Annotated in this window: 20 protein-coding genes; 12 read left to right on the forward strand and 8 right to left on the reverse strand. The window is 33.2% G+C overall.

Annotated features, from left to right (window positions below):
* Positions 1-76: 76 nt before the first annotated feature.
* Positions 77-790: a pyridoxine 5'-phosphate synthase gene (locus ACNQF6_RS04575; protein ID WP_417963663.1), complete on the reverse strand. Its 714-nt coding sequence runs from the start codon at positions 788-790 to the stop codon at positions 77-79.
* Between the two features lie 114 nt (positions 791-904).
* Between ACNQF6_RS04575 and ACNQF6_RS04580 the strand changes: the two genes are divergently transcribed.
* The 8 genes from ACNQF6_RS04580 to murI all read left to right on the forward strand — a co-directional run bounded on the left by ACNQF6_RS04580 (position 905) and on the right by murI (position 9,254).
* On the forward strand, positions 905-1,564 hold the full coding sequence (locus ACNQF6_RS04580; protein WP_121342843.1) for a CBS domain-containing protein: 660 nt from the start codon (positions 905-907) through the stop codon (positions 1,562-1,564).
* Positions 1,565-1,642: 78 nt separating this feature from the next.
* Positions 1,643-2,527: an NAD kinase gene (locus tag ACNQF6_RS04585; RefSeq protein ID WP_099714352.1), complete on the forward strand. Its 885-nt coding sequence runs from the start codon at positions 1,643-1,645 to the stop codon at positions 2,525-2,527.
* Positions 2,528-2,695: 168 nt separating this feature from the next.
* Positions 2,696-3,379, forward strand: a complete 684-nt coding sequence (porG, locus tag ACNQF6_RS04590) for a type IX secretion system protein PorG (RefSeq protein ID WP_417963666.1) — start codon at positions 2,696-2,698, stop codon at positions 3,377-3,379.
* 4 nt (positions 3,380-3,383) lie between these two features.
* Positions 3,384-4,124 (forward strand): isoprenyl transferase, encoded by a 741-nt coding sequence (locus ACNQF6_RS04595; protein ID WP_417963668.1) that lies wholly within the window; start codon positions 3,384-3,386, stop codon positions 4,122-4,124.
* Positions 4,057-6,786 carry a BamA/OMP85 family outer membrane protein gene (locus ACNQF6_RS04600; protein WP_417963670.1) on the forward strand — a complete coding sequence of 910 codons (2,730 nt, stop codon included), beginning with the start codon at positions 4,057-4,059 and terminating at the stop codon, positions 6,784-6,786. The genes ACNQF6_RS04595 and ACNQF6_RS04600 overlap by 68 nt, the downstream gene beginning before the upstream one ends.
* 37 nt (positions 6,787-6,823) lie before the next feature.
* Complete coding sequence (locus tag ACNQF6_RS04605; protein WP_417963672.1) at positions 6,824-7,843, forward strand: OmpH/Skp family outer membrane protein; 1,020 nt, start codon at positions 6,824-6,826, stop codon at positions 7,841-7,843.
* Positions 7,844-7,864: 21 nt separating this feature from the next.
* The gene (locus ACNQF6_RS04610; RefSeq protein WP_417963674.1) at positions 7,865-8,365 is read left to right on the forward strand and encodes an OmpH/Skp family outer membrane protein; all 501 of its coding nucleotides are present in this window, start codon (positions 7,865-7,867) and stop codon (positions 8,363-8,365) included.
* 109 nt (positions 8,366-8,474) lie between these two features.
* On the forward strand, positions 8,475-9,254 hold the full coding sequence (gene murI / locus ACNQF6_RS04615; RefSeq protein ID WP_417963676.1) for a glutamate racemase: 780 nt from the start codon (positions 8,475-8,477) through the stop codon (positions 9,252-9,254).
* A gap of 10 nt (positions 9,255-9,264) precedes the next feature.
* Here the strand turns inward: murI and ACNQF6_RS04620 are convergent, their stop codons facing one another.
* A complete protein-coding gene (locus tag ACNQF6_RS04620; RefSeq protein ID WP_417963678.1) occupies positions 9,265-9,783 on the reverse strand; it encodes a gamma carbonic anhydrase family protein in 519 nt (172 codons plus the stop codon).
* 16 nt (positions 9,784-9,799) lie between these two features.
* Positions 9,800-10,798 (reverse strand): PorP/SprF family type IX secretion system membrane protein, encoded by a 999-nt coding sequence (locus ACNQF6_RS04625; protein WP_417963680.1) that lies wholly within the window; start codon positions 10,796-10,798, stop codon positions 9,800-9,802.
* A 168-nt stretch (positions 10,799-10,966) separates the two neighbouring features.
* Between ACNQF6_RS04625 and ACNQF6_RS04630 the strand changes: the two genes are divergently transcribed.
* From ACNQF6_RS04630 to ACNQF6_RS04645, 4 genes are all read left to right on the forward strand, one after another.
* A complete protein-coding gene (locus tag ACNQF6_RS04630; RefSeq protein WP_417963682.1) occupies positions 10,967-11,866 on the forward strand; it encodes a NifU family protein in 900 nt (299 codons plus the stop codon).
* Between the two features lie 223 nt (positions 11,867-12,089).
* The gene (locus tag ACNQF6_RS04635) at positions 12,090-12,179 is read left to right on the forward strand and encodes a dodecin domain-containing protein (protein ID WP_417963684.1); all 90 of its coding nucleotides are present in this window, start codon (positions 12,090-12,092) and stop codon (positions 12,177-12,179) included.
* Positions 12,180-12,500: 321 nt separating this feature from the next.
* On the forward strand, positions 12,501-13,010 hold the full coding sequence (locus ACNQF6_RS04640; RefSeq protein ID WP_417963686.1) for a YtxH domain-containing protein: 510 nt from the start codon (positions 12,501-12,503) through the stop codon (positions 13,008-13,010).
* 81 nt (positions 13,011-13,091) lie between these two features.
* A complete protein-coding gene (locus ACNQF6_RS04645) occupies positions 13,092-13,919 on the forward strand; it encodes a mechanosensitive ion channel family protein (RefSeq protein ID WP_417963688.1) in 828 nt (275 codons plus the stop codon).
* Positions 13,920-13,929: 10 nt separating this feature from the next.
* Here ACNQF6_RS04645 and tsaB read toward each other — a convergent pair whose 3' ends face one another.
* The 5 genes from tsaB to ACNQF6_RS04670 form a co-directional block, all read right to left on the reverse strand.
* Entirely contained in the window at positions 13,930-14,598 is a 669-nt protein-coding gene (tsaB, locus tag ACNQF6_RS04650) for a tRNA (adenosine(37)-N6)-threonylcarbamoyltransferase complex dimerization subunit type 1 TsaB (protein ID WP_417963690.1), read from the reverse strand.
* An 83-nt stretch (positions 14,599-14,681) separates the two neighbouring features.
* Positions 14,682-15,986 (reverse strand): efflux RND transporter periplasmic adaptor subunit, encoded by a 1,305-nt coding sequence (locus tag ACNQF6_RS04655; RefSeq protein WP_417963692.1) that lies wholly within the window; start codon positions 15,984-15,986, stop codon positions 14,682-14,684.
* A gap of 6 nt (positions 15,987-15,992) precedes the next feature.
* The gene (locus tag ACNQF6_RS04660; RefSeq protein WP_417963694.1) at positions 15,993-17,363 is read right to left on the reverse strand and encodes a TolC family protein; all 1,371 of its coding nucleotides are present in this window, start codon (positions 17,361-17,363) and stop codon (positions 15,993-15,995) included.
* Between the two features lie 82 nt (positions 17,364-17,445).
* Positions 17,446-18,561, reverse strand: coding sequence for an efflux RND transporter periplasmic adaptor subunit (locus ACNQF6_RS04665; protein ID WP_099714330.1), 1,116 nt, complete (start codon positions 18,559-18,561; stop codon positions 17,446-17,448).
* A gap of 42 nt (positions 18,562-18,603) precedes the next feature.
* Positions 18,604-19,869 carry an ABC transporter permease gene (locus ACNQF6_RS04670; protein WP_099714329.1) on the reverse strand — a complete coding sequence of 422 codons (1,266 nt, stop codon included), beginning with the start codon at positions 19,867-19,869 and terminating at the stop codon, positions 18,604-18,606.
* Between the last annotated feature and the right edge of the window lie 2 nt (positions 19,870-19,871).

Genomic DNA, 19,871 nt, shown 5'->3' on the forward strand with positions numbered 1-19,871 from the left:
ATTACAAACCATTAAATAAATTAAGGTCTTGAAGCTTTTGACTTCATCTATCTTAATTCCTTAATGGTTTAAAAAACTATTTTAATTTTTGCAAATACATATTTACCACATTATCCAATCCCAGATAAATGGCTTCAGAAATTAACGCGTGACCGATAGAAACTTCGAGTAATCCCGGAATATTTTGTTTAAAAAACTGAATGTTGTCTAAACTCAAGTCGTGACCTGCGTTGATTCCCAATCCAAATTCGTTCGCCAAAACTGCTGATTGTGTGTACGGCAAAATTCCGTTTTGATTTCCTAAACTGTATTGATGTGCAAATGCTTCAGTGTACAACTCGATTCTTTCAGTTCCAATTTTCTTCGCGCCTTCAATCATTTCGAGAACAGGATCCACAAAAATGGAAGTTCTGATTCCGTTACGTTGAAATTCCTGAACGATTTCGGTTAAATAAGAAGCGTGTTTTATGGTATCCCAACCCGCATTAGACGTTATCGCATCGATTGCATCCGGTACCAAAGTCACTTGAGTCGGTTTTATTTCGAGTACCAGATCGATAAATGTTTGCTCTGGATTTCCTTCAATATTATATTCGGTGTAAACGATAGCCTTTAAATCTCGGGCATCTTGATAGCGAATGTGGCGCTCATCCGGACGGGGATGAATGGTGATTCCTTCGGCACCAAACTTTTGAATATCGGTGGCTACTTTTAATAAATCGGGAACATTTCCTCCGCGAGCATTTCGCAAAGTAGCTATCTTATTGATGTTTACACTTAACTTTGTCATTAGAACACTTTTTGATTTTGATACTAGTATTTACTTGGAGCAAAAATACAAAGTAAAACTTAGGAGATTTTGCTTATTTTTGATTATTTTGCATGAAATATTGCCGATTGATTTATGACAGAAATTACAGAATATATTACCAATGACTTTAAAGCGATTGAAAGCCACGATTCTATTGCGGCTATTCAAGACTTTTTTAGTGAGTTACACTTTTCACATTTTCCAATTGTTGAAGAGGGCGTTTATATTGGCAGTATAGCATCCGAAGATATAGAGACTTTTGACAGTGATAAAAAAGTAGCGGATTATCGTTTTACTCTTGAAGGATTTTTTACCAGAACAAATACGATGTGGCTGGATGTTTTAGAAGTTTTTGCAAAAAACCACACCAATTTAGTTCCCGTTTTGGACGAAAACAATACCTATGTAGGATATTATGAAATAGAGGACATCATGAAATTTTTTCATGAAACACCTTTCCTAAAAGAACCTGGCGGAATCATTGTTGTTAAAAAGGGAGTTTTGGATTATTCTATGAGTCAAATTACTCAAATTATAGAAAGCAATAACGGAAAACTTTTAGGACTTTTCATATCGGAAGCGGATGTTGAGAGTGTTGAAGTTACTTTGAAAATAACTTTGGGCGCCATGAATGAAATCATACAAACTTTTAGAAGATACAATTATGAAATCATATCAGAACATCAAGAAGACAATTATATCAATAATTTGAAAGAGCGCTCCGATTATTTAGACAAATACCTTAATATATAGTTTTTGTTTAACCGATTATTTGTTTAATCGATTAAATGCTAAAATAAACATATCAACATTAAACGATTAAACAAAAAGATGAAAGTAGCTATCTACGGTCAATATTATCAAAACAGTACAGAACCCATCATAAATGACATCTTTGTTTTTTTTAACAAAAACAATGTAGAGATGATTATTGAATCTCATTTTTTGTTGATGCTTAATGAACGGAAGATTGTAGAAAAAAAATACAAGACTTTTACATCCCATACGGAACTTGACTCCAGTTTTGATATGCTGATAAGCATCGGCGGAGACGGAACCATACTAAGAGCCGCAACTCTGGTAAGAGATTCCGGCATCCCCATTTTAGGTATAAATGCTGGGAGATTAGGTTTCTTAGCCTCTGTACAAAAAGAGAATATTGCATCGTTTATGCAATTTGTTCTCGATAAAAAATACACGATTTCTAAACGAACTTTACTGAGTTTAACGTGTACTCCACCAAATGAATCCATTGACGCAATTAATTTTGCCATGAATGAAATTACAGTCAGTCGAAAAGACACCACTTCGATGATTACGATTGACACATACTTGAACGAAGAATATTTGAATTCCTATTGGGCCGATGGTTTAATCATTTCGACACCTACTGGATCCACAGGATATTCACTAAGCTGCGGCGGTCCCATTTTGACCCCTGACGTAAAAAGCCTTGTTATTACTCCTATTGCTCCTCACAATCTTACCGCAAGACCACTTGTAGTTCCAGATGAAACTGAAATCCGACTGAAAGTTTCTGGAAGAGAAGAATACTATTTAGTTTCCTTAGATTCCAGAGTTACCTCGGTAAAAAACGAATCAATTCTGACTTTAAAGAAAACTCCTTTTCAAATTAATATGGTAGAAATCACCGAAGAGACCTTTTTGAAAACACTTCGCAAGAAATTACTTTGGGGAGAAGATAAAAGGAATTAATTCATTTTAATCAAGCACTATACGATTTTATCAATTTTCCCCGTTTTAGTTAAACTAATACTTAATTAGTGTAGGTTTAGTAGTTAATTATTAAAAAAACACACATTTAACTGAATGGGTATTGAATCGAATTGATAATTATTATATTTGCACGCAATTTTTGATTAAATGAAGAAAATTTTTTATTTATTTTTTTGTTTTTTCCCTTTAATGATTACCAATGCTCAGATACATGAGGTCGGTGTTTTTATGGGCGGAAGTAATTTCATAGGTGATGTTGGCCCAACTACGTATGTTTCGCCAAACCAACCTGCATTTGGATTCCTATATAAGTGGAATAAAAGTGCCAGACATGCGTACAGATTTTCTTATACGCAATCAAAAATCGTTTCAAATGATTTAGATTCAAAAGAAGCCGGTAGAAACCAAAGAGGCTATCGCTTTGAAAACGGCATAAAAGAAGTATCTTTAGGCCTTGAATTCAACTTTTTTGATTTCAATCTTCATGAATCAAGTACTAAAATCAGTCCTTATGTGCATTCTGGGGTAAGTTATTTTAGACATGATGAATTATATGTATTGGACGGAGAAACTAAAAAAGATAAAAGCACTGGTTCATTTGCATTACCAATAACTGTAGGAATAAAATCGAACATTAGTCCTCGTATAATATTGGCTGCAGAAATTGGTGCAAGATATACTTTGACAGATAACATAGATGGAAATAATCCAGAAAATAAAAATTTAGAATCACTTCGATTTGGAAATATAAATAATAACGATTGGTATGTTTTTTCAGGAGTTACTTTAACTTATACCTTTGGGAATAAACCCTGTTATTGTGCAGAATAAAAAAATGAATTTACTAGAGACTATCAACAAGAATAACTTGCCAAAACATTTAGCTATTATAATGGATGGCAATGGCCGTTGGGCAAAGCAACAAGGTCTTTTAAGAGCCTTTGGCCATGAAAGCGGAACAAAATCAGTTAAAGTGATAATCGAAGCGAGTGCTAAACTCGGCATCGAATTTCTTACTTTATATGCATTTTCGACTGAAAACTGGAACAGACCAAAACTAGAAGTTGAAACTTTAATGAAAGTACTGATCAACTCCTTGAAAAAAGAACTTGTAACACTCCAAAAAAACAACATCAAACTGAATGCTATCGGTAATTTAGAAAAATTACCAAAATCAGCGCAAAAAGAACTACTTGATGTTATTGATAAAACTAAAGACAACACACAAATGACATTGACTCTGGCGTTAAGCTACGGGTCCAGAGAAGAAATTGTCAGCGCAGTCAGAAACATCTGTAATAAAGTTAAAAATAATATAATTTCAATAGACACTATTGACGATTCCATTATTAATGAGCATCTTTACACGCAAAATTTACCTGACGTAGATTTATTAATACGAACAAGTGGAGAACATAGGATAAGTAACTTTTTGTTGTGGCAGATTGCCTATGCAGAATTGTATTTTACTGATATATTGTGGCCAGACTTTAAAGAACAAGATTTATATGAGGCTATCATTAGTTATCAAAAAAGAGAGCGTAGATTTGGAAAAACAAGTGAACAAATTAAATAATTTTTTAGTGTTAAATAAAAGCATAAAAATAGTCCTTACCGTTTTGATTTTTGGAAGTTTTTCACAAGTTAAAGCTCAAGAAAGAGTCCCTTTTGATCAAGGAAAAAAATACATTTTAGCCGATGTAGCGGTGGTTGGAGATATCAGTTTCAACTCTCAAACCGTAGTCACTTTCTCTGGTTTGCAAAAAGGACAGGAAATAACAATACCAGGTGAAGAAATTAGTGCTGCTATAAAAAAACTTGGGAAACTAGGTCTCTTTGATGAAATTTCATTTTATGTAAATAAAGTTGAGAACGACAGTATTTATCTTGATTTGAACATTGTAGAGTTACCTAAATTAAACCAAGTAAAATTTGTAGGGGTTAAGAAAGCGAAGACAGAAGCTTTAATTAAAGATAACAGCTTAAATAAAGGTAAAGTAGTCAATGAGAACTTGATTACCACTACAAAAAACTACATAGAAAACAAATACAAAAAAGACGGTTTTTACAATACTAAGGTAAACATAAACACTGTTAAAGATACTTCAACAGTAAACTCTGTAAATATGCTTGTCAGTATTGACAAGGGTGAAAAGGTAAAAATTCAAAAAATTGATTTTGTAGGAAATACAAAAATATCAGACAAAGCTTTGCGAAAAGCGATGAAGGATACGAAACAAAAAAATCCTATTCGAATTCTAAAAGCATCTAAATTTATAAAAGACAAATACAAAACGGATTTAGAAAAAGTAATTTCGGCTTATAAAGAAAAAGGATATAGAGATGCCCGAATAATTTCAGATTCGGTTACTTTTGACAAAGAAAAAAACGCACTATCCATTAAAATAAACGTAGAAGAAGGGAACAAATATTACTTTGGAGACATTAAATTTTTAGGAAATACAGTATACACGGATCAAGGATTAAGCCGAGTATTAGGAGTTAAAAAAGGAGAAACTTATAACGGTGTTTTGCTACAAAAAAGAATTGCAGACGCCTCAAAACCTGACGGAGAAGACATTGATAACTTATATAAAAACAATGGTTATTTATTTTCTAATATAAATGCGGTTGAGGTAAGAACAGCAAATGACACTATTGATTTTGAAATACGAATCACAGAAGGACCAATTGCTTATTTTAACAAAATTACCGTTGTAGGAAATGATAAAACAAATGACCGTGTAATTTATCGTGAATTAAGAACAAAACCAGGAGAAAAATATAGCAAAGAAGAATTAGTTAGAACCATTCGTGAAATTGGGCAACTAGGATTTTTTGATCCAGAAGCTATTGATCCAAAGTTCAAGAATGTTGATTCAGGAGCAGGAACTGTAGATATTGAATACAATCTTGTAGAAAAAGGTTCCAGTCAAATTGAACTACAAGGTGGTTATGGTGGAGGTGGTTTCATTGGTACTCTGGGACTTTCTTTCAACAACTTTTCTGCACGAAATATGTTCAACAAAGATGCTTACAAACCACTACCAATGGGAGATGGTCAAAAAGTTTCTTTACGTTTGCAAGCAAGTACATTCTTTCAAACGTATAGTGTTTCATTTTCAGAACCTTGGTTTGGAGGAAAAAAACCAGTGCAATTTAGTAGCTCTATATCCTACAGCAAACAATTTTTAAATAATTTTGTTACTCAGAGAGCTGATAAAACTAAAAGTTTTAATATCATGACAGTGTCTGTTGGTTTAGCAAAAAGACTGACTGTTCCAGATGATTTCTTTGTATTGTCACAATCGTTAAGTTACCAACATTATGATTTGAATAATTACAATACCGGATTATTTACTTTTGGAGATGGTACATCTAGAAACTTTGCCTACACTGTTGGATTAACAAGAAGCAATAAAGGTGTGAATCCAATATTCCCAACATACGGATCGGAGTTTAGTATTTCAGCTAAGTTAACACCTCCTTATTCATTGTTAAACGGAATTAATTATTCGACATTAGGAGATAAAGAAGAATACAAATTAAAAAACACTGTTGACCGTTTAAATGTTCCAGATGCAAATGGTAACATTGTTCAAATAGGAGATTATATTGATACTGCTGGAAACAAAGTAACCGACTTTAATCTAGCCGCTACAGACGTAAGTAAAGTAGATCAAGAGCGTTTTAAATGGTTAGAATATTACAAAATAAAGTTTAAAGCAGACTGGTATACAAAAATTTATGGTAAATTAGTACTAAGAACCTTAGCTGAGTTTGGGTTCCTTGGAGCATACAATCAAGAAAGAGGAGTTGTTCCTTTTGAACGATTCTATCTTGGTGGTGACGGACTGGCAAATTACTCCATGGATGGAAGAGAAACCGTGCAGTTGAGAGGATATCCTAACAACTCATTAACACCTGTAAATGAAGCAGGAGATCAAATTGGAGCTACTGTTTTTAATAAATTCTCAATGGAACTACGTTATCCTATAACATTGAAATCATCGGCTTCAATTTACGCATTGGCATTTATGGAAGCAGGATCATCTTTTAGGGATTTCAAAAGCTATAATCCTTTTGCCTTAAATCGTTCTGCTGGTATTGGGTTGCGTGTATTTATGCCAGCATTTGGTTTATTGGGAATTGATTTTGGTCACGGCTTTGATACATTACCAGGACAAGCAAAAGCTAATGGATGGGAAACCCATTTTATCATTGGCCAGCAATTCTAAAAAAAATTGATTTTAAATTTTCTATTACAGTATCGTCATGAGAAAACAATTTTTATATCTATTTTTAGTGCTAGTTGTAGTACAAACATCTAATGCGCAAACCAGAGGAACTAAGCTAGGCTACATTGATATGGAATACATTTTACAAAATGTACCCGATTACACTGAAGCTAAGGCTCAATTAGAGCAAAAAGCTGAGAAATGGAAACTGGAGATTGATGCTAAGAAAATTGAAATCAATAAATTGAAGGATGCCTTAAAAGCAGAAAGAGCTTTATTAACAAAAGAGTTAATTGATGAAAGAGAAACAGAAATTAATTTTCTTGAAAATGAAAATCTGGATTACCAACAAAAAAGATTTGGTGCCAACGGAGATTTGATGATACAAAAATCTGTTTTGGTAAAACCAATACAAGATCAAGTTTTTACTGCAGTTCAAGATATTGCAGAACGGTTAAAATATGATTTTATCTTCGACAAAACTTCTGATTTGACTATGTTGTTCGCAGCAAAAAGATTTGACATCAGCGATCAAATTTTACGCACATTAAACAGGACAGAAAAAAGAGAACAGTTGACTAAAAAACAACAAAAAGAAGAAGAGGCAAAAGAAAACAAAGAAGATGCATTGGATGAAAATCCAGCGTTGGCAGATAGACAAAAACTCTTGGATGATAAAAAAGCAACAAGAGATAAAGTAATCGCTGATAGAAAATTGCTTCAGGAGCAAAAGAAAAAAGAATTTGACGATAAAAGAAAACAAATTGCTACTGACAGAGAGGCTAAAAAAAATGGCACGGTTTCTGCAAATGTTAAAATAGATGGCACAGCAACAGCCGCAAGTAACGAACCTGCTAAAGACAGTGCAAAACTAGCAGTTGAAGATGCCAAACAAAAACAAGCTGATGCAAAAGCAAAAACATTAGAAGATCGTAAGAAAGTTTTAGAGGATCGCAAGAAAGCATTAGACGAGAAAAGAAAAAAAATACTGGAAGACAGAGAGGCAATTAGAAAAGCTAAAGAAGAAAAATTAAAAGAAAATACAAACAAAAATTAATTATTAAATATTTTAAAAACGATGAAACAAATTAAAACTCTATTTATTGCTGCAATTTTTATTTTAGGAGCAAGCCAAACGATTAATGCACAAGCAAAAACTGCTCATGTTGATGTAAGTGAGATTATGACAAAAATGCCAGCAATGCTAGATGCTCAAAAACAATTGGATAAATTGAGTACTACGTATGATGCTGACTACAAAAAAATGGTTGAAGAATACCAAGCAAAATTGAAAAAATACGAAGCTGAAGCAGCTACAGTAACTGAAGCTGTAAACGGTGAACGTTCTAAAGAAGTTCAAGATATGCAAAAAAGAATTGTGGACTTTAGAGACAATGCTCAAAAAGAATTGCAACAAAAAGAATCTGATATCGTAAAACCATTAATGGAAAAAGTAAGAGCTTCTATTCAAAAAGTAGGAAAAGCTAAAGGATTCCAATATGTTCTTGATGGTTCTAGTCTTTTGCTTGCTGATGGTCCTAACTTGACTATTGATGTAAAAAAAGATTTAGGTTTCTAAAAAAATTAGATACTCGTATAAAACTGCTCACCTTATCATAGGCTTGAGCAGTTTTTTTGTTTAAAATAAATTTTAGGAAATTCAAATTCCAGCATGTAACTTTGTTTTTATGAACAGTAATAATCAACCAATAGGAATTTTTGACTCAGGGATTGGCGGAACTTCCATTTGGAAAGCAATCCATCAATTACTACCCAATGAAAAAACAATATATCTGGCAGACAGTAAAAATGCACCTTATGGACAAAAATCTAAACAAGAGATTATTACATTGAGTATGAAAAATACTGATTTCCTACTGGAGATGAACTGCAAATTAATTGTTGTAGCTTGTAATACCGCAACGACTAATGCCATCCAAGAATTAAGAGCAAAATATGACGTTCCTATTATAGGTATTGAACCTGCTATAAAACCTGCAGTTACGCATTCTAAAACACAAATAATAGGAATCCTTGCTACTCAAGGAACCTTGAACAGTGAACTGTTTAACAAGACTACAGAGAAATACCAAGACACAAAAATAATTGAGCAAGTAGGTCATGGATTAGTGCAACTAATTGAAAATGGAGATATCGATTCACCAGAGATGACTGAACTGCTTCACTCCTACATGAATCCAATGATCGAAGCCAATATTGATTATTTAGTATTAGGTTGCAGTCATTATCCTTATCTGATTCCTCAAATCAAAAAAATTATTCCGGAACACATTCAAATTATAGATTCCGGCGAAGCTGTAGCAAAACAAACACGAAATATTTTACTTGACAAAGTAGGTTTTTCATCAGCAGAAAACAGTGAACCGGTTTTTTATACGAATACAAATCCCAAAGTTTTGACTGAAATTTTGGAAAATAAATATACGGTTGAAGAAATAGAATTTTAAACAATATTTTTTACTCTTCCTCTTTAAACCAACTTGAATACATCACATAATTATTCGAAATGCGTTCGATTTCGCCAGCAAAATCAGATTGGTCAATATCTTTCACTTTTCTAGCAGGAACTCCTGCCCAGATTGTACCAGATGCTACAACTGTATTTTGGGTAATAACCGCACCGGCAGCCACAATAGAATTACTTTCGACTACACAATTATCCATAACAATTGCTCCCATTCCTATAAGCACATTATCGTGAACTGTACAACCGTGCACAATGGCATTATGACCAATGGAAACGTTATTTCCTATAATTGTTGGATGTTTCTTATAAGTACAATGAATAACCGCACCATCTTGTATGTTTACTTTATTACCAATTTTGATGAAATTTACATCTCCTCTAATTACGGCGTTAAACCAAACACTACAATTTTCTCCAAAAGAAACATCGCCTACAATGGTGGCATTTTCGGCAACGTAACAATCCTGAGGAATTGAAGGTGACTTACCATTTACAGATTTGATTAGCATGAAAAAAGGATAAAAATTAATTAATTGCTGGGCAGTTGCAATCGTATTTCACAGGTTTGCAAAACAAATCGATTCCTAAAGTAATTTGGTGATAACCACCATTATCAAATTTAACAGCTCCCGATAATTGAGAATACGTATAAGCAAACATAAATTTATCAAAGTTGACACCAACAATTGGCGTAATATATTGCAACTTTTGTTTCGAAACAGAATTTCCATCAAGATATTCTGCCCCATCAAAACTTCTTCTATAAGATAATCCGCCCCAAAGCTTTCCAAAATCTAACGTTTTATAGGCTTTTAAATTAATATCAATTGATTTTTCTTTCGTTTGATCCACCATTTGGAATAAAATAGAAGGTTCCCATAATATTTTATCTCTGTCACCAAAGATATAACCGGCACTCAACAAGTACTTTCTTAAATTATCACTTTCATATTCCGTGTAAATATCTCTTCTGGTTTCTATAGCATTTTTCACCGTAGCATGAGCATAAAAATCTAAGTAATTGTAGGATACTCCAATATCTACATTAAAATAAGAATCCTTTTGTACGACAGTTCCATCTATTATTGGATCAAAATCACCAGATTGCATGAATTCCGTTTCGTCCAATTGACTTTGAATTAATCCCGCACTGATCCCAAAAGACAGTTGATTCAAATCAATTTCATTTCTTGAAAACATCAAATGATAAGCATAAGTAAATTTGACTCCCTTTTGAGAATGATATCCGTTTTTATCATTGAAAAGTATAATTCCAGCACCTGCTTTTTCGCCCACTCTTCCATTAAAGCTTAATGTTTGAAGCTCTGGTGCATCTTGCTGATCAAACCATTGCTTACGGCCCGTCAACCTAATTTTGGCACAATTTGAAGCACCAGCCATTGAAGGGTGTATTAAGTAATAATTATCTGAAAGGTAATCCGAATAAACTGGGATTCCTTCCTGCGAAAAGGAATAAAAGGATATAAAAAAAAGAGCAGATAAAAATTTAATTTTATTATACATTTAATTACTTTTTAATAGGAGTGAATAATTGTAAAGTAATAAAAGTTTTATAGAAACAAGGAAAACAGTTTCTCTAAAAATTAAACTAAAGTTAATTTATTCATTAAAAACTCAAATATAGTTATTCATAGAAAATAACTTTAGTAAATTTGTAAAAATTTAAAAGTCATGAACAAAGTTAGCATAAAAGAAACACAAAACCCAACTATATTAAAGTTTGAATTTCAAGATTTTATAACTCAAAATGAAAGTTTTGAATTCAAAAACATTGATGAAGCTAAAACTTCTCCACTAGCACAACAATTATTTTATCTTCCGTTTGTAAAAACAATTTACATCTCAGGAAATTTTATAGCAATCGAAAAATATAGCATTGTTGAATGGGACGATGTCAAGGATGCCGTAGCAGAACAAATGGAAACATTTGTAAACAATGGCGGAACAATCATTACTATTGATGAAAACAAAACCAAGAAACAGCCTGTGACCGTTTATGGAGAAACCACTCCAAATCCAGCAGCATTGAAGTTTGTAGTCAGCAAAATGTTAACTAAAAATGCTATTGAATTCAAAAACATCGATCAAACAGCTGCTTCACCATTAGCAAAAGAACTTTTTAAATTTCCTTATGTAAAAGAGATTTTCATTGATGAAAACTACATCTCAGTTACTAAATATGAAATCAATGAATGGCAGGAAATAACATTGGAATTGAGAAGCTTCATCAAGCAATATATTGAAAACGGTGGGACAGTTCTTGATGAAAATTTCATTCAAGCAGTAACAGCTGAAGAAGTTACCAAAGCTAAAGAGTTTGACAATCTGGATGTAACTTCACAACAAATCATCAACATATTAGAGGAATATGTAAAACCGGCCGTACAAGCTGACGGTGGAAATATTGCATTCGATTCGTATAACGAAACTGACAAGACAGTAAAAGTTATCCTTCAAGGAGCTTGCAGCGGATGTCCGTCATCAACATTTACTTTAAAAAGCGGTATAGAAAACATGCTGAAAAGTATGCTGAACGACGAGGGAATTAAAGTAGAAGCTGTAAACGCATAAAAAAAAATACACATTTAATTGACAATGTTATAGTTACGTTAAAATAATTACCTTTTTAAATTGAAATTTTAAAAAATAGGTACATTTAATCTTTAACTCAACAAATAGAAATTATGTCAGTATTAAAAGTAATTGAAGTGCTTTCCAGTTCAGATATAAGTTGAGAAGATGCCACTCGAAAAGGAGTTGCTAAGGCAATAAAACCATAAACCAAATACGTTCTGTGTACATTAAAGACCATAATGCTGCCGTAAGTGGTGGTGAAATCACAGAATATAGAGTAAATCTAAAATTAACTTTCGAACTCGAATAGATTAATTTGACCGATTCATTTAAGCGTTCGCCGTGGCGAACGCTTTTTTTATTTTTAGAGATTCTTACAATTATTCGATACAACAGTTTTTGACCTCAGTTATTCATTTGTATTTTCAAACTGGATGGTACTCGCTGGAATCAAAAAACATCAAGTCTTCCTTTTTTATTTGTATACGAAATACAAAAACGTTGTTTTGTGTTTGCTAAAACGGGACTCAATTGATGCCAAATACTGATTTTCAGCAAATTATTAATGGTTTAATAAAGTAATCCTAGAAAAAATTGTTTAATATTGTAAGACTAATCAAATAAAAATACCATGGGACTATCTTCATTTTTTAAAAATTTATTTGGCTCAGCCAAAGAAACTGCCAGCGAATTAGCTGACAAAGCCGAAACTACTTTTGATCAAGCAAAAGAAAGTGCAGCACCTTACCTAGAAAAAGCAGAAACATTTGCAGAAGAAACATTTGAAAAAGCAAAAGAAACTGCAACTCCTTACCTTGAAAAAGCCGAAACTTTTGTAGAAGAAACATTTGAAAAAGCAAAAGAAACTGCAACTCCAATTATAGATAAAGTAGAAGATTTTGCTAGTCATGCAAAAGAAACTGTGACCGAATATTCTGAAAAAGCAGTAGAATCCTTAAAAGAAAAAACAGCTATAGCAACAGAAAAAGTTGAAGAAATAGCCAATGAAACTAAGACTATAGCTACTGATGCTGTCGAAACTGTTTCTGAAAAAGCAAGTGAATTAACAAATGACGCTGATGCAGAATCCACTGAAAAAGCTAAAGAAACGATAAATAAAATAGAAGAAGACGCAGATTAATTTATAAAAAAACAATTTATTTGTATTTTTGCACTTCAAACTTAACCTTCTCTTTTGGGAAGGTTTTTTATTAGATAAAAAATGAACTTAAATCCAAATCAGTTAACTGATTATGTCAATACATTTATCACTGTATTGATTGATTATTCGCCAAAAATTATTTCTGCTTTTCTCATTTTATTTGTTGGTCTTTACGCCATACGGCTTATCAACAGATTCATTAGGAAACTAATGATAAAAAGAGATTTAGATCCTACTTTGACAAAGTTCCTTGCCGATATTCTGGTTTGGGTTTTGAAAGTACTCTTGTTTGTGACTTTCATTTCAAAACTAGGAATAGAAACATCGTCATTTGTCGCTATCCTTGGTGCTATGGGACTTGCAGTAGGTTTATCACTTCAAGGTTCATTATCAAATTTTGCAGGCGGAATGCTGATTATTCTTTTTAAACCTTTTAAGGTACATGATACCATTGAAGCACAAGGAGTAACAGGAACTGTCAGCGAAATACAAATATTTGTAACCAAACTAATTACAGCTAATAATCAAACTATTTTTGTACCGAACGGAGCTTTATCAAATGGAAATATTATCAATTATTCTTTGCAAAAAATCAGAAGAGCTGATTTGACCATCGCTATTTCCTACGATACGGATATTAAAAAAGTGAAAGAGATAATTACTGCCATTTTAAAAAATAATCCAAAAGTACTTCAAACTCCTGCTGCCGAAGTTTCTGTAAAAAACTTAACTGACAATGCCATTCAGCTTGCGGTGAGGCCATGGGCAAATAACGAAGATTATGGTGTCGTTTTCTCTGAAACTTTAGAAAGCTGTAAACTGGCATTTGATAAAGCCGGAATTGTTATACAACCATACGTAAGAGAATCATCCCCGGAAAATTCTTAATCTAAATATATTACTTCTTTGAAGTCGTAATCATAAAGTCTTTCAAATAATACGGTTCAAAATAGGCGAAATCTACAGTGTCGCTTTTTTTGAATTTTTCAAAACTTATCGCACTCATTTCTTTGGCAGAAGGATATACAATTTCGTCAAGAAAAATATAATTTTCTTTAGTCAAAACTGACTTGCATTTTTCAGCACAATCACCAACAAAATAAAGTGTTTCCTCCAAATCCTCAAATGAGTTCTCTGTAATTATTTCGGCTAGAACTTCTCTTTTTCGCTCATAATTTGGAGCAAAAACAGCGCTATACACTTCCATTCTTCGAGCATCAATCATAGGGATAATCAATCCGCTGGAAATAGTCACTTGTGACGCCAAAGCCTGCAAAGTATCTACGGCAATTAATGGAATATCCAATGCGTAACAAAGTCCTTTGGCTGCTGAAACTCCTATTCGCAATCCGGTATAAGAACCTGGACCCTGACTCACTGCGATGGCTGATAAATCATTGAGCGTAATTCCCGCCTCCTTTATAACTTCTTCAATAAAAACATGAAGTCGTTCTGCATGAGAATATCCTTCTTCGGCAATTTCTTTGCATACAATAGTTTTTCCGCCTTTTGCAAGAGCAACAGAACAGTTTTTTGTAGCGGTTTCGATGTTGAGAATGTATTCCAATTTTTAGATTTTATTTTAACTTGAAAATCACAATCATGAAATATATCCCATGATTGTGATTTTTAAAATAGTAGTGTATTATTTTATTTCTTGCTTTCTGCTTTATCCTTATCCGTTTTTAACGTTACCTTATCTCCAGAATTTAAATCCTTTGAAACGGTAGTGTAAGGTCCAGTTATCACTATGTCTCCTTTTTTAAGACCGGTTAAAACCTCAATATTTGTATCGTCTTGAATTCCGGTTTTGATAATTCTAATTTTGGCTTTATCACCCACTTTTACAAATACGCATTCAAATTTCTTATCACTTTTTGGCGCAGCTCCTTTTTGCTCTTCATTAGGATCTTCGACTTTAATTTCTTTTACAGCTGTCGTATCTGATTTTACTACTACTGAACTAATTGGCACAGACAATACATTCGTTTTTGTTTCTGTGATGATATCAACCGTAGCTGTCATTCCTGGTCTAAAAGGAGAATACGTATCCGGTTTTCCTTCTAATAAATCTTGATACGATTCTTTAAGGATTCTTACTTTAACTTTAAAATTAGTCACCTGATCTGCTGTCAAAGCGGAACTGGCCGAATTAGAAATACTAGTTACAGTTCCTTTAAATTGTTTTTTAAGATAAGCATCAACTTCAACATTAGCATCATCACCTACTTTTATTTTCACAATATCATTTTCATTTACATCTACTTCCACTTCCATATTATTCAAGTTGGCCACTCTCAAAATCTCCGTTCCAGTCATTTGTTGTGTTCCTAAAACGCGCTCTCCTAATTCTACGTTTAACATAGAAATTGTTCCATCTGCCGGCGCATAAATAGTAGTACGTCCTAAATTGTCTTTGGCCTCATTTACAGTTGCGGAAGCACTCTGAACATTAAAATAAGCCGTTTGCTTTGCAGCTTTAGCCACTTCATAAGAGGCAACTGCTTTATCCCAATCCGACTTTGAAATAATTCCCTTATCGAATAATGTTTTATTTCGGTCGTAACTTGATTTAGATTCCTTGAACGAAGCATCGGCCTGACTCAAATTTGCTCTGGTTCCTGATAAATTTGAAACCGAACGATTGTAACCTGAAGTATATAAATCTGGGTTTATTTTAACTAACAAATCCCCTTTCTTTACGACTTGCCCTTCTTTTACGTTTAAAGAAATAATCTCTCCTGATACCTCAGATGAAATTTTAACTTCAATTTCTGGTTGAATTTTCCCTGTAGCCGAAACCGTTTCAACAATAGTTGTTGGGATAACTTGGGCGATTTCAACTTCAGTTCCTTTGTCCTTATTCCCGATAACTCCAGATTTTGAAAGTGCTATCAACGCAGCGATAAGTACTATTGCTCCACCTATTAGGATATAAATTGTTTTCTTTGACATGATAAATTAGTTTTTGATAAGTGGAATTCCAAAATAGAATTCTAATATTTTAATTTTAAAAATATAATCGTATTTTGTTCTAAGAACATCTGATTGTGCATTAGTAAGTAAGGTTTGTGATTGATTAAAATCAAAAGCATTCATCAAACCTACTGCATATTTCTCTTTAGCATAATCATAAGCTCCTTGTCTTGATTCAAGTGCTACAACCGAAGATTCATAAGCATTCAAAGCACCTTTCGCATCTGCAAAAGCGGTGAAAACATTTCTTTGTAAATCTAAATCTTGTTGCTCTACAGCGATTTTTGATCTTTCTAAACTTACTTTAGAACGCTCTACATTATTTTTAGCTGAAAATCCATTAAATATAGGGATCGACAACTGAGCTCCAAAAGATTGTCCTTTATTATCCCCGAATTGATCAAAAAATGGTGCTGGACTTTTTGTTCCAATTATATTTCCCATACTGTCAAAGACAGGAACATCTGCATACGAAACCCTACTATTAAAACTGTAAAAACCTTGTAAAGTAGGCTGAAAAGCTCCTTTGGCAATTTCTACATTTTTTTGCGCAATCTCTAAATTAGTTCTTGCAATTTTCAATTCAGTTCTACCCTCTTTGGCTTTATCATAAATAGTAGCCGCAGATTGCGCCATAATATTATTTTCATCTTTAACATCAGTATCATCAACAACATCAAAATTTTCAAAGTCTTTCAACTGTAACAATTGAGCCAAACTTAATTTTGAAATTAATAATGCATTGTCAGCTGCAATAACATTTTGGTTGTTTGATGCCACAGTAGCTTTTATGTCCAATAAATCGCCACGAGGAATAGATCCTGCTTTCACTAATTCTTCTGAACGTGCATATTGCTTTTCATTAATCCCCAATTGTTCTTTTTGAACTTTTAAATTTTCTTTGTTAAAAAGCACCTGTAAAAAAGCATTGGCAACATTCAATGCGACATCTTCCTGCATTTTAAGCAACTGATACTTCGCCGCAACTATTGAAAGATTGGCTTTACGCAATGTGTTTTGGTTTTGTAAACCTTTATAAATATCCACTCCCACATTTGCTCCAGCAGACGTAAACTGAGTCGTTTGATTACGCAAAAGCCCTGTTGTAATATCCTGATTCAAACCAATGTTCCAAGAATGAGAAGCACTGGCATTCAATGATGGAAGGAAGTTTCCAATCGCTCCTTTTTTATCAATGGCTGCCGTTTTAGTATCTAACTCGGATTGCTTGATTGAGATATTATTTTGTATGGCATATTTTACGCATTCTTCCAGAGTCCATTTTTTGGATTGTCCCTGAACGGATAAACCAAATAGCACGATAAGAACGAAACTGATACAACTATTTTTTTTCATATATTTTGAATGAAAGTGTAGCAAAGGTACTACACATATTTAACATTTTTTTAAAAACTAAAATTCTTTTTTGAGTGTATATTTAAGGCTTCACTTCTTCATTTTTTAGCCCTTGATTCCATACCTTTATTTTATCCGAAGCTTTAATTCCGCTTTTGATTTCGACATAAATCCCATCGCTAACGCCTAAGACTAAATCTTTTCTTGTAAATTTTTGCACTCCGGTTTCAATCTCTACATATGGTTTTTGTGTTTTTTTATCAAATTGAATTAGAGATTCTTTTATCGCTAAAACTTTATCTGCTTTTTCCAAAATAATCGAGGCATTTGCGCTTAAACCAGCTCTGATAAAAGTATCGTCTCTATTAGTCAAAGATGCTTTTATTTCGAATTGAATTGCTCCATTTTCTGTTTTACCTTTTGGGGCAATGTATTGCAGAACCGCATCAAATTTTTTGTTTTCAATAGCACCAACAGTAATTTCGATTGGTAATTTTTCTTTTATTTTACCTACTTCTGATTCGTCAATTTTTCCAACGAATATCATACGTCCAACATCGGCAACACTTGCTATTGTTGTTCCTTCATTGAAATTATTACTTTCAATCACTTGGTTTCCTACTTTTACCGGAACATCCAACACCATTCCATTTACTGTAGAACGAATCAAAGTATTCGCATAACTTCCCAATCCAGAAGTTGTTCCTGTTTTCACAATATCATATCCTTGTCTTGATGCGCTATAATTCTGCTTGGCTTGCTTATAGGCTAATTGTGCCGCATCAAAATCATTTGCCGAAATAACGCCTTTATCAAACAACGTTTTTTGTCTCAAAAATACTTTCTCCTGATTGTCTAAAGCAATTTTGGAGGTTTGAACCTGGTTTTGAGAATTACTCAAGTTAGATACATTGGCAACAACTTTAATTTTTGCAATTAAATCACCCGCTTTGATATTTTCACCGGCCTTAATATAAACCGCCTCAATAATACCTGAAATATTAGGTTTGATAAGCACCTCTTCATCTGGAACAATATTACCGGTTGCAATGGTATTTTTTACAATCGTTTTTATTTCTGCCTTATCGGTTTCAAAAACAATTGGAGATTCCTGATTCTTGGCATACAAATAATACAAAGCACCAAAGAACACTAGTGCGATTGTAATTAAAATAGTTATGGTTAATCCTTTTTTCATTTTGCTTATGTTTAATCGATTAAATAATTTTTGATTGATACTTTATTCTGTTCTTAATGCGTCTACTGGTTTTACATTTATGGCAGTTTGAGCCGGAATTAATCCTGCTAATAAACCTGAACCAATGAGTATGAACAAAGCAATAAATACAACTGTCAAATCTACACTTGGATTCGCGAACATCATTCCTTCACTTGGCATCGACTCTAAAACCATATTTAAAACTGCTAATAATCCTGTGGCCAATGCAATTCCAAACATTCCTGCTATGATAGTCAGAAAAATAGCTTCTGATAATATTTGGGAACGAATCGCACCCGGTGTTGCACCTAAAGCTCTTCGAATTCCTATTTCCTTTGTACGTTCTTTGACAACAATCAACATGATATTAGAAATACCAATTACGCCCGAAAGCAATACCAATGTCCCTACAAAATAAGCAATGAATCTTAGAATAAGAAACAAACCTTGTATTTTACTGAACTCCTGAAACAAATCAAAATTCCCAATCGCCCTGTCATCTTGAGGATGTATCGAATGTCTGGATTTCATGAAGTCTAAAATTTTAGGTTTTAACTCCGTAATTGAAGCATCATCATTAGCTGTAAGGGCCATCCATCCTACTGTATCGCCATAATTAAACGCTTGTTGAAAGGTAGTAAATGGCATGAAAATATTTTTTTGAGCAGATTCAGCATCACCATTATTTCTGGATTTAGAGTTATAAACACCCACAACCATAAAATTCACTCCGTTAATCTTGATATAAGTTCCAATAACCTCTTCTGCTTTTTCATACATTTCGCTTATTACACCCTGACCAATAACCGCAACTTTACGCTTCAATACAATATCTTGTTGATTTACGAAACGTCCTTTTATAATATCCATCGATTCTTGCTTAATCAACTCTGGGTAATCCCCATAAATAGTATAAGCCGCCGTTTTTGTTCCTCTGACTACATTATTTGCTCCTTCAAAACCACCCAATTGATTTCTGGGTGAAACGTATAATAAATCTGGAAAATTCTCTTTCAAAGCAGTAACATCGACGTTTTTAAAGTCAAATTGTCTGGTTGCAGGCAATCCTTTGAACGGTTTTGAAGTAGTTTGTGACCACATAAACATGGTATTGGTGGCAATTCCGTCAAACCCTTTTTTAACGCCATTTTCTAATCCATTTCCTGCCGCGAGTAATATTACCAAAATAAATATTCCCCAAAAAACACCAAACGCAGTAAGAATCGTCCTGAATGTATTAGCAGTTAAAGCTTCTAAAATCTCGTTCCATTTATCTCTGTCAAACATAA

Origin of the sequence: Flavobacterium pasteuri, from assembly GCF_048286615.1 — a bacterium.
GTDB lineage: Bacteria > Bacteroidota > Bacteroidia > Flavobacteriales > Flavobacteriaceae > Flavobacterium.

What these genes read in the sequence shown, in the direction of transcription:
- ACNQF6_RS04575 (WP_417963663.1), bottom strand. Translation starts at nt 790, where the DNA reads ATGACAAAGTTAAGTGTAAACATCAATAAGATAGCTACTTTGCGAAAT.
- ACNQF6_RS04580 (WP_121342843.1), top strand. Translation starts at nt 905, where the DNA reads ATGACAGAAATTACAGAATATATTACCAATGACTTTAAAGCGATTGAA.
- ACNQF6_RS04585 (WP_099714352.1), top strand. Translation starts at nt 1,643, where the DNA reads ATGAAAGTAGCTATCTACGGTCAATATTATCAAAACAGTACAGAACCC.
- porG (WP_417963666.1), top strand. Translation starts at nt 2,696, where the DNA reads ATGAAGAAAATTTTTTATTTATTTTTTTGTTTTTTCCCTTTAATGATT.
- ACNQF6_RS04595 (WP_417963668.1), top strand. Translation starts at nt 3,384, where the DNA reads ATGAATTTACTAGAGACTATCAACAAGAATAACTTGCCAAAACATTTA.
- ACNQF6_RS04600 (WP_417963670.1), top strand. Translation starts at nt 4,057, where the DNA reads ATGAGGCTATCATTAGTTATCAAAAAAGAGAGCGTAGATTTGGAAAAA.
- ACNQF6_RS04605 (WP_417963672.1), top strand. Translation starts at nt 6,824, where the DNA reads ATGAGAAAACAATTTTTATATCTATTTTTAGTGCTAGTTGTAGTACAA.
- ACNQF6_RS04610 (WP_417963674.1), top strand. Translation starts at nt 7,865, where the DNA reads ATGAAACAAATTAAAACTCTATTTATTGCTGCAATTTTTATTTTAGGA.
- murI (WP_417963676.1), top strand. Translation starts at nt 8,475, where the DNA reads ATGAACAGTAATAATCAACCAATAGGAATTTTTGACTCAGGGATTGGC.
- ACNQF6_RS04620 (WP_417963678.1), bottom strand. Translation starts at nt 9,783, where the DNA reads ATGCTAATCAAATCTGTAAATGGTAAGTCACCTTCAATTCCTCAGGAT.
- ACNQF6_RS04625 (WP_417963680.1), bottom strand. Translation starts at nt 10,798, where the DNA reads ATGTATAATAAAATTAAATTTTTATCTGCTCTTTTTTTTATATCCTTT.
- ACNQF6_RS04630 (WP_417963682.1), top strand. Translation starts at nt 10,967, where the DNA reads ATGAACAAAGTTAGCATAAAAGAAACACAAAACCCAACTATATTAAAG.
- ACNQF6_RS04640 (WP_417963686.1), top strand. Translation starts at nt 12,501, where the DNA reads ATGGGACTATCTTCATTTTTTAAAAATTTATTTGGCTCAGCCAAAGAA.
- ACNQF6_RS04645 (WP_417963688.1), top strand. Translation starts at nt 13,092, where the DNA reads ATGAACTTAAATCCAAATCAGTTAACTGATTATGTCAATACATTTATC.
- ACNQF6_RS04655 (WP_417963692.1), bottom strand. Translation starts at nt 15,986, where the DNA reads ATGTCAAAGAAAACAATTTATATCCTAATAGGTGGAGCAATAGTACTT.
- ACNQF6_RS04660 (WP_417963694.1), bottom strand. Translation starts at nt 17,363, where the DNA reads ATGAAAAAAAATAGTTGTATCAGTTTCGTTCTTATCGTGCTATTTGGT.
- ACNQF6_RS04665 (WP_099714330.1), bottom strand. Translation starts at nt 18,561, where the DNA reads ATGAAAAAAGGATTAACCATAACTATTTTAATTACAATCGCACTAGTG.
- ACNQF6_RS04670 (WP_099714329.1), bottom strand. Translation starts at nt 19,869, where the DNA reads ATGTTTGACAGAGATAAATGGAACGAGATTTTAGAAGCTTTAACTGCT.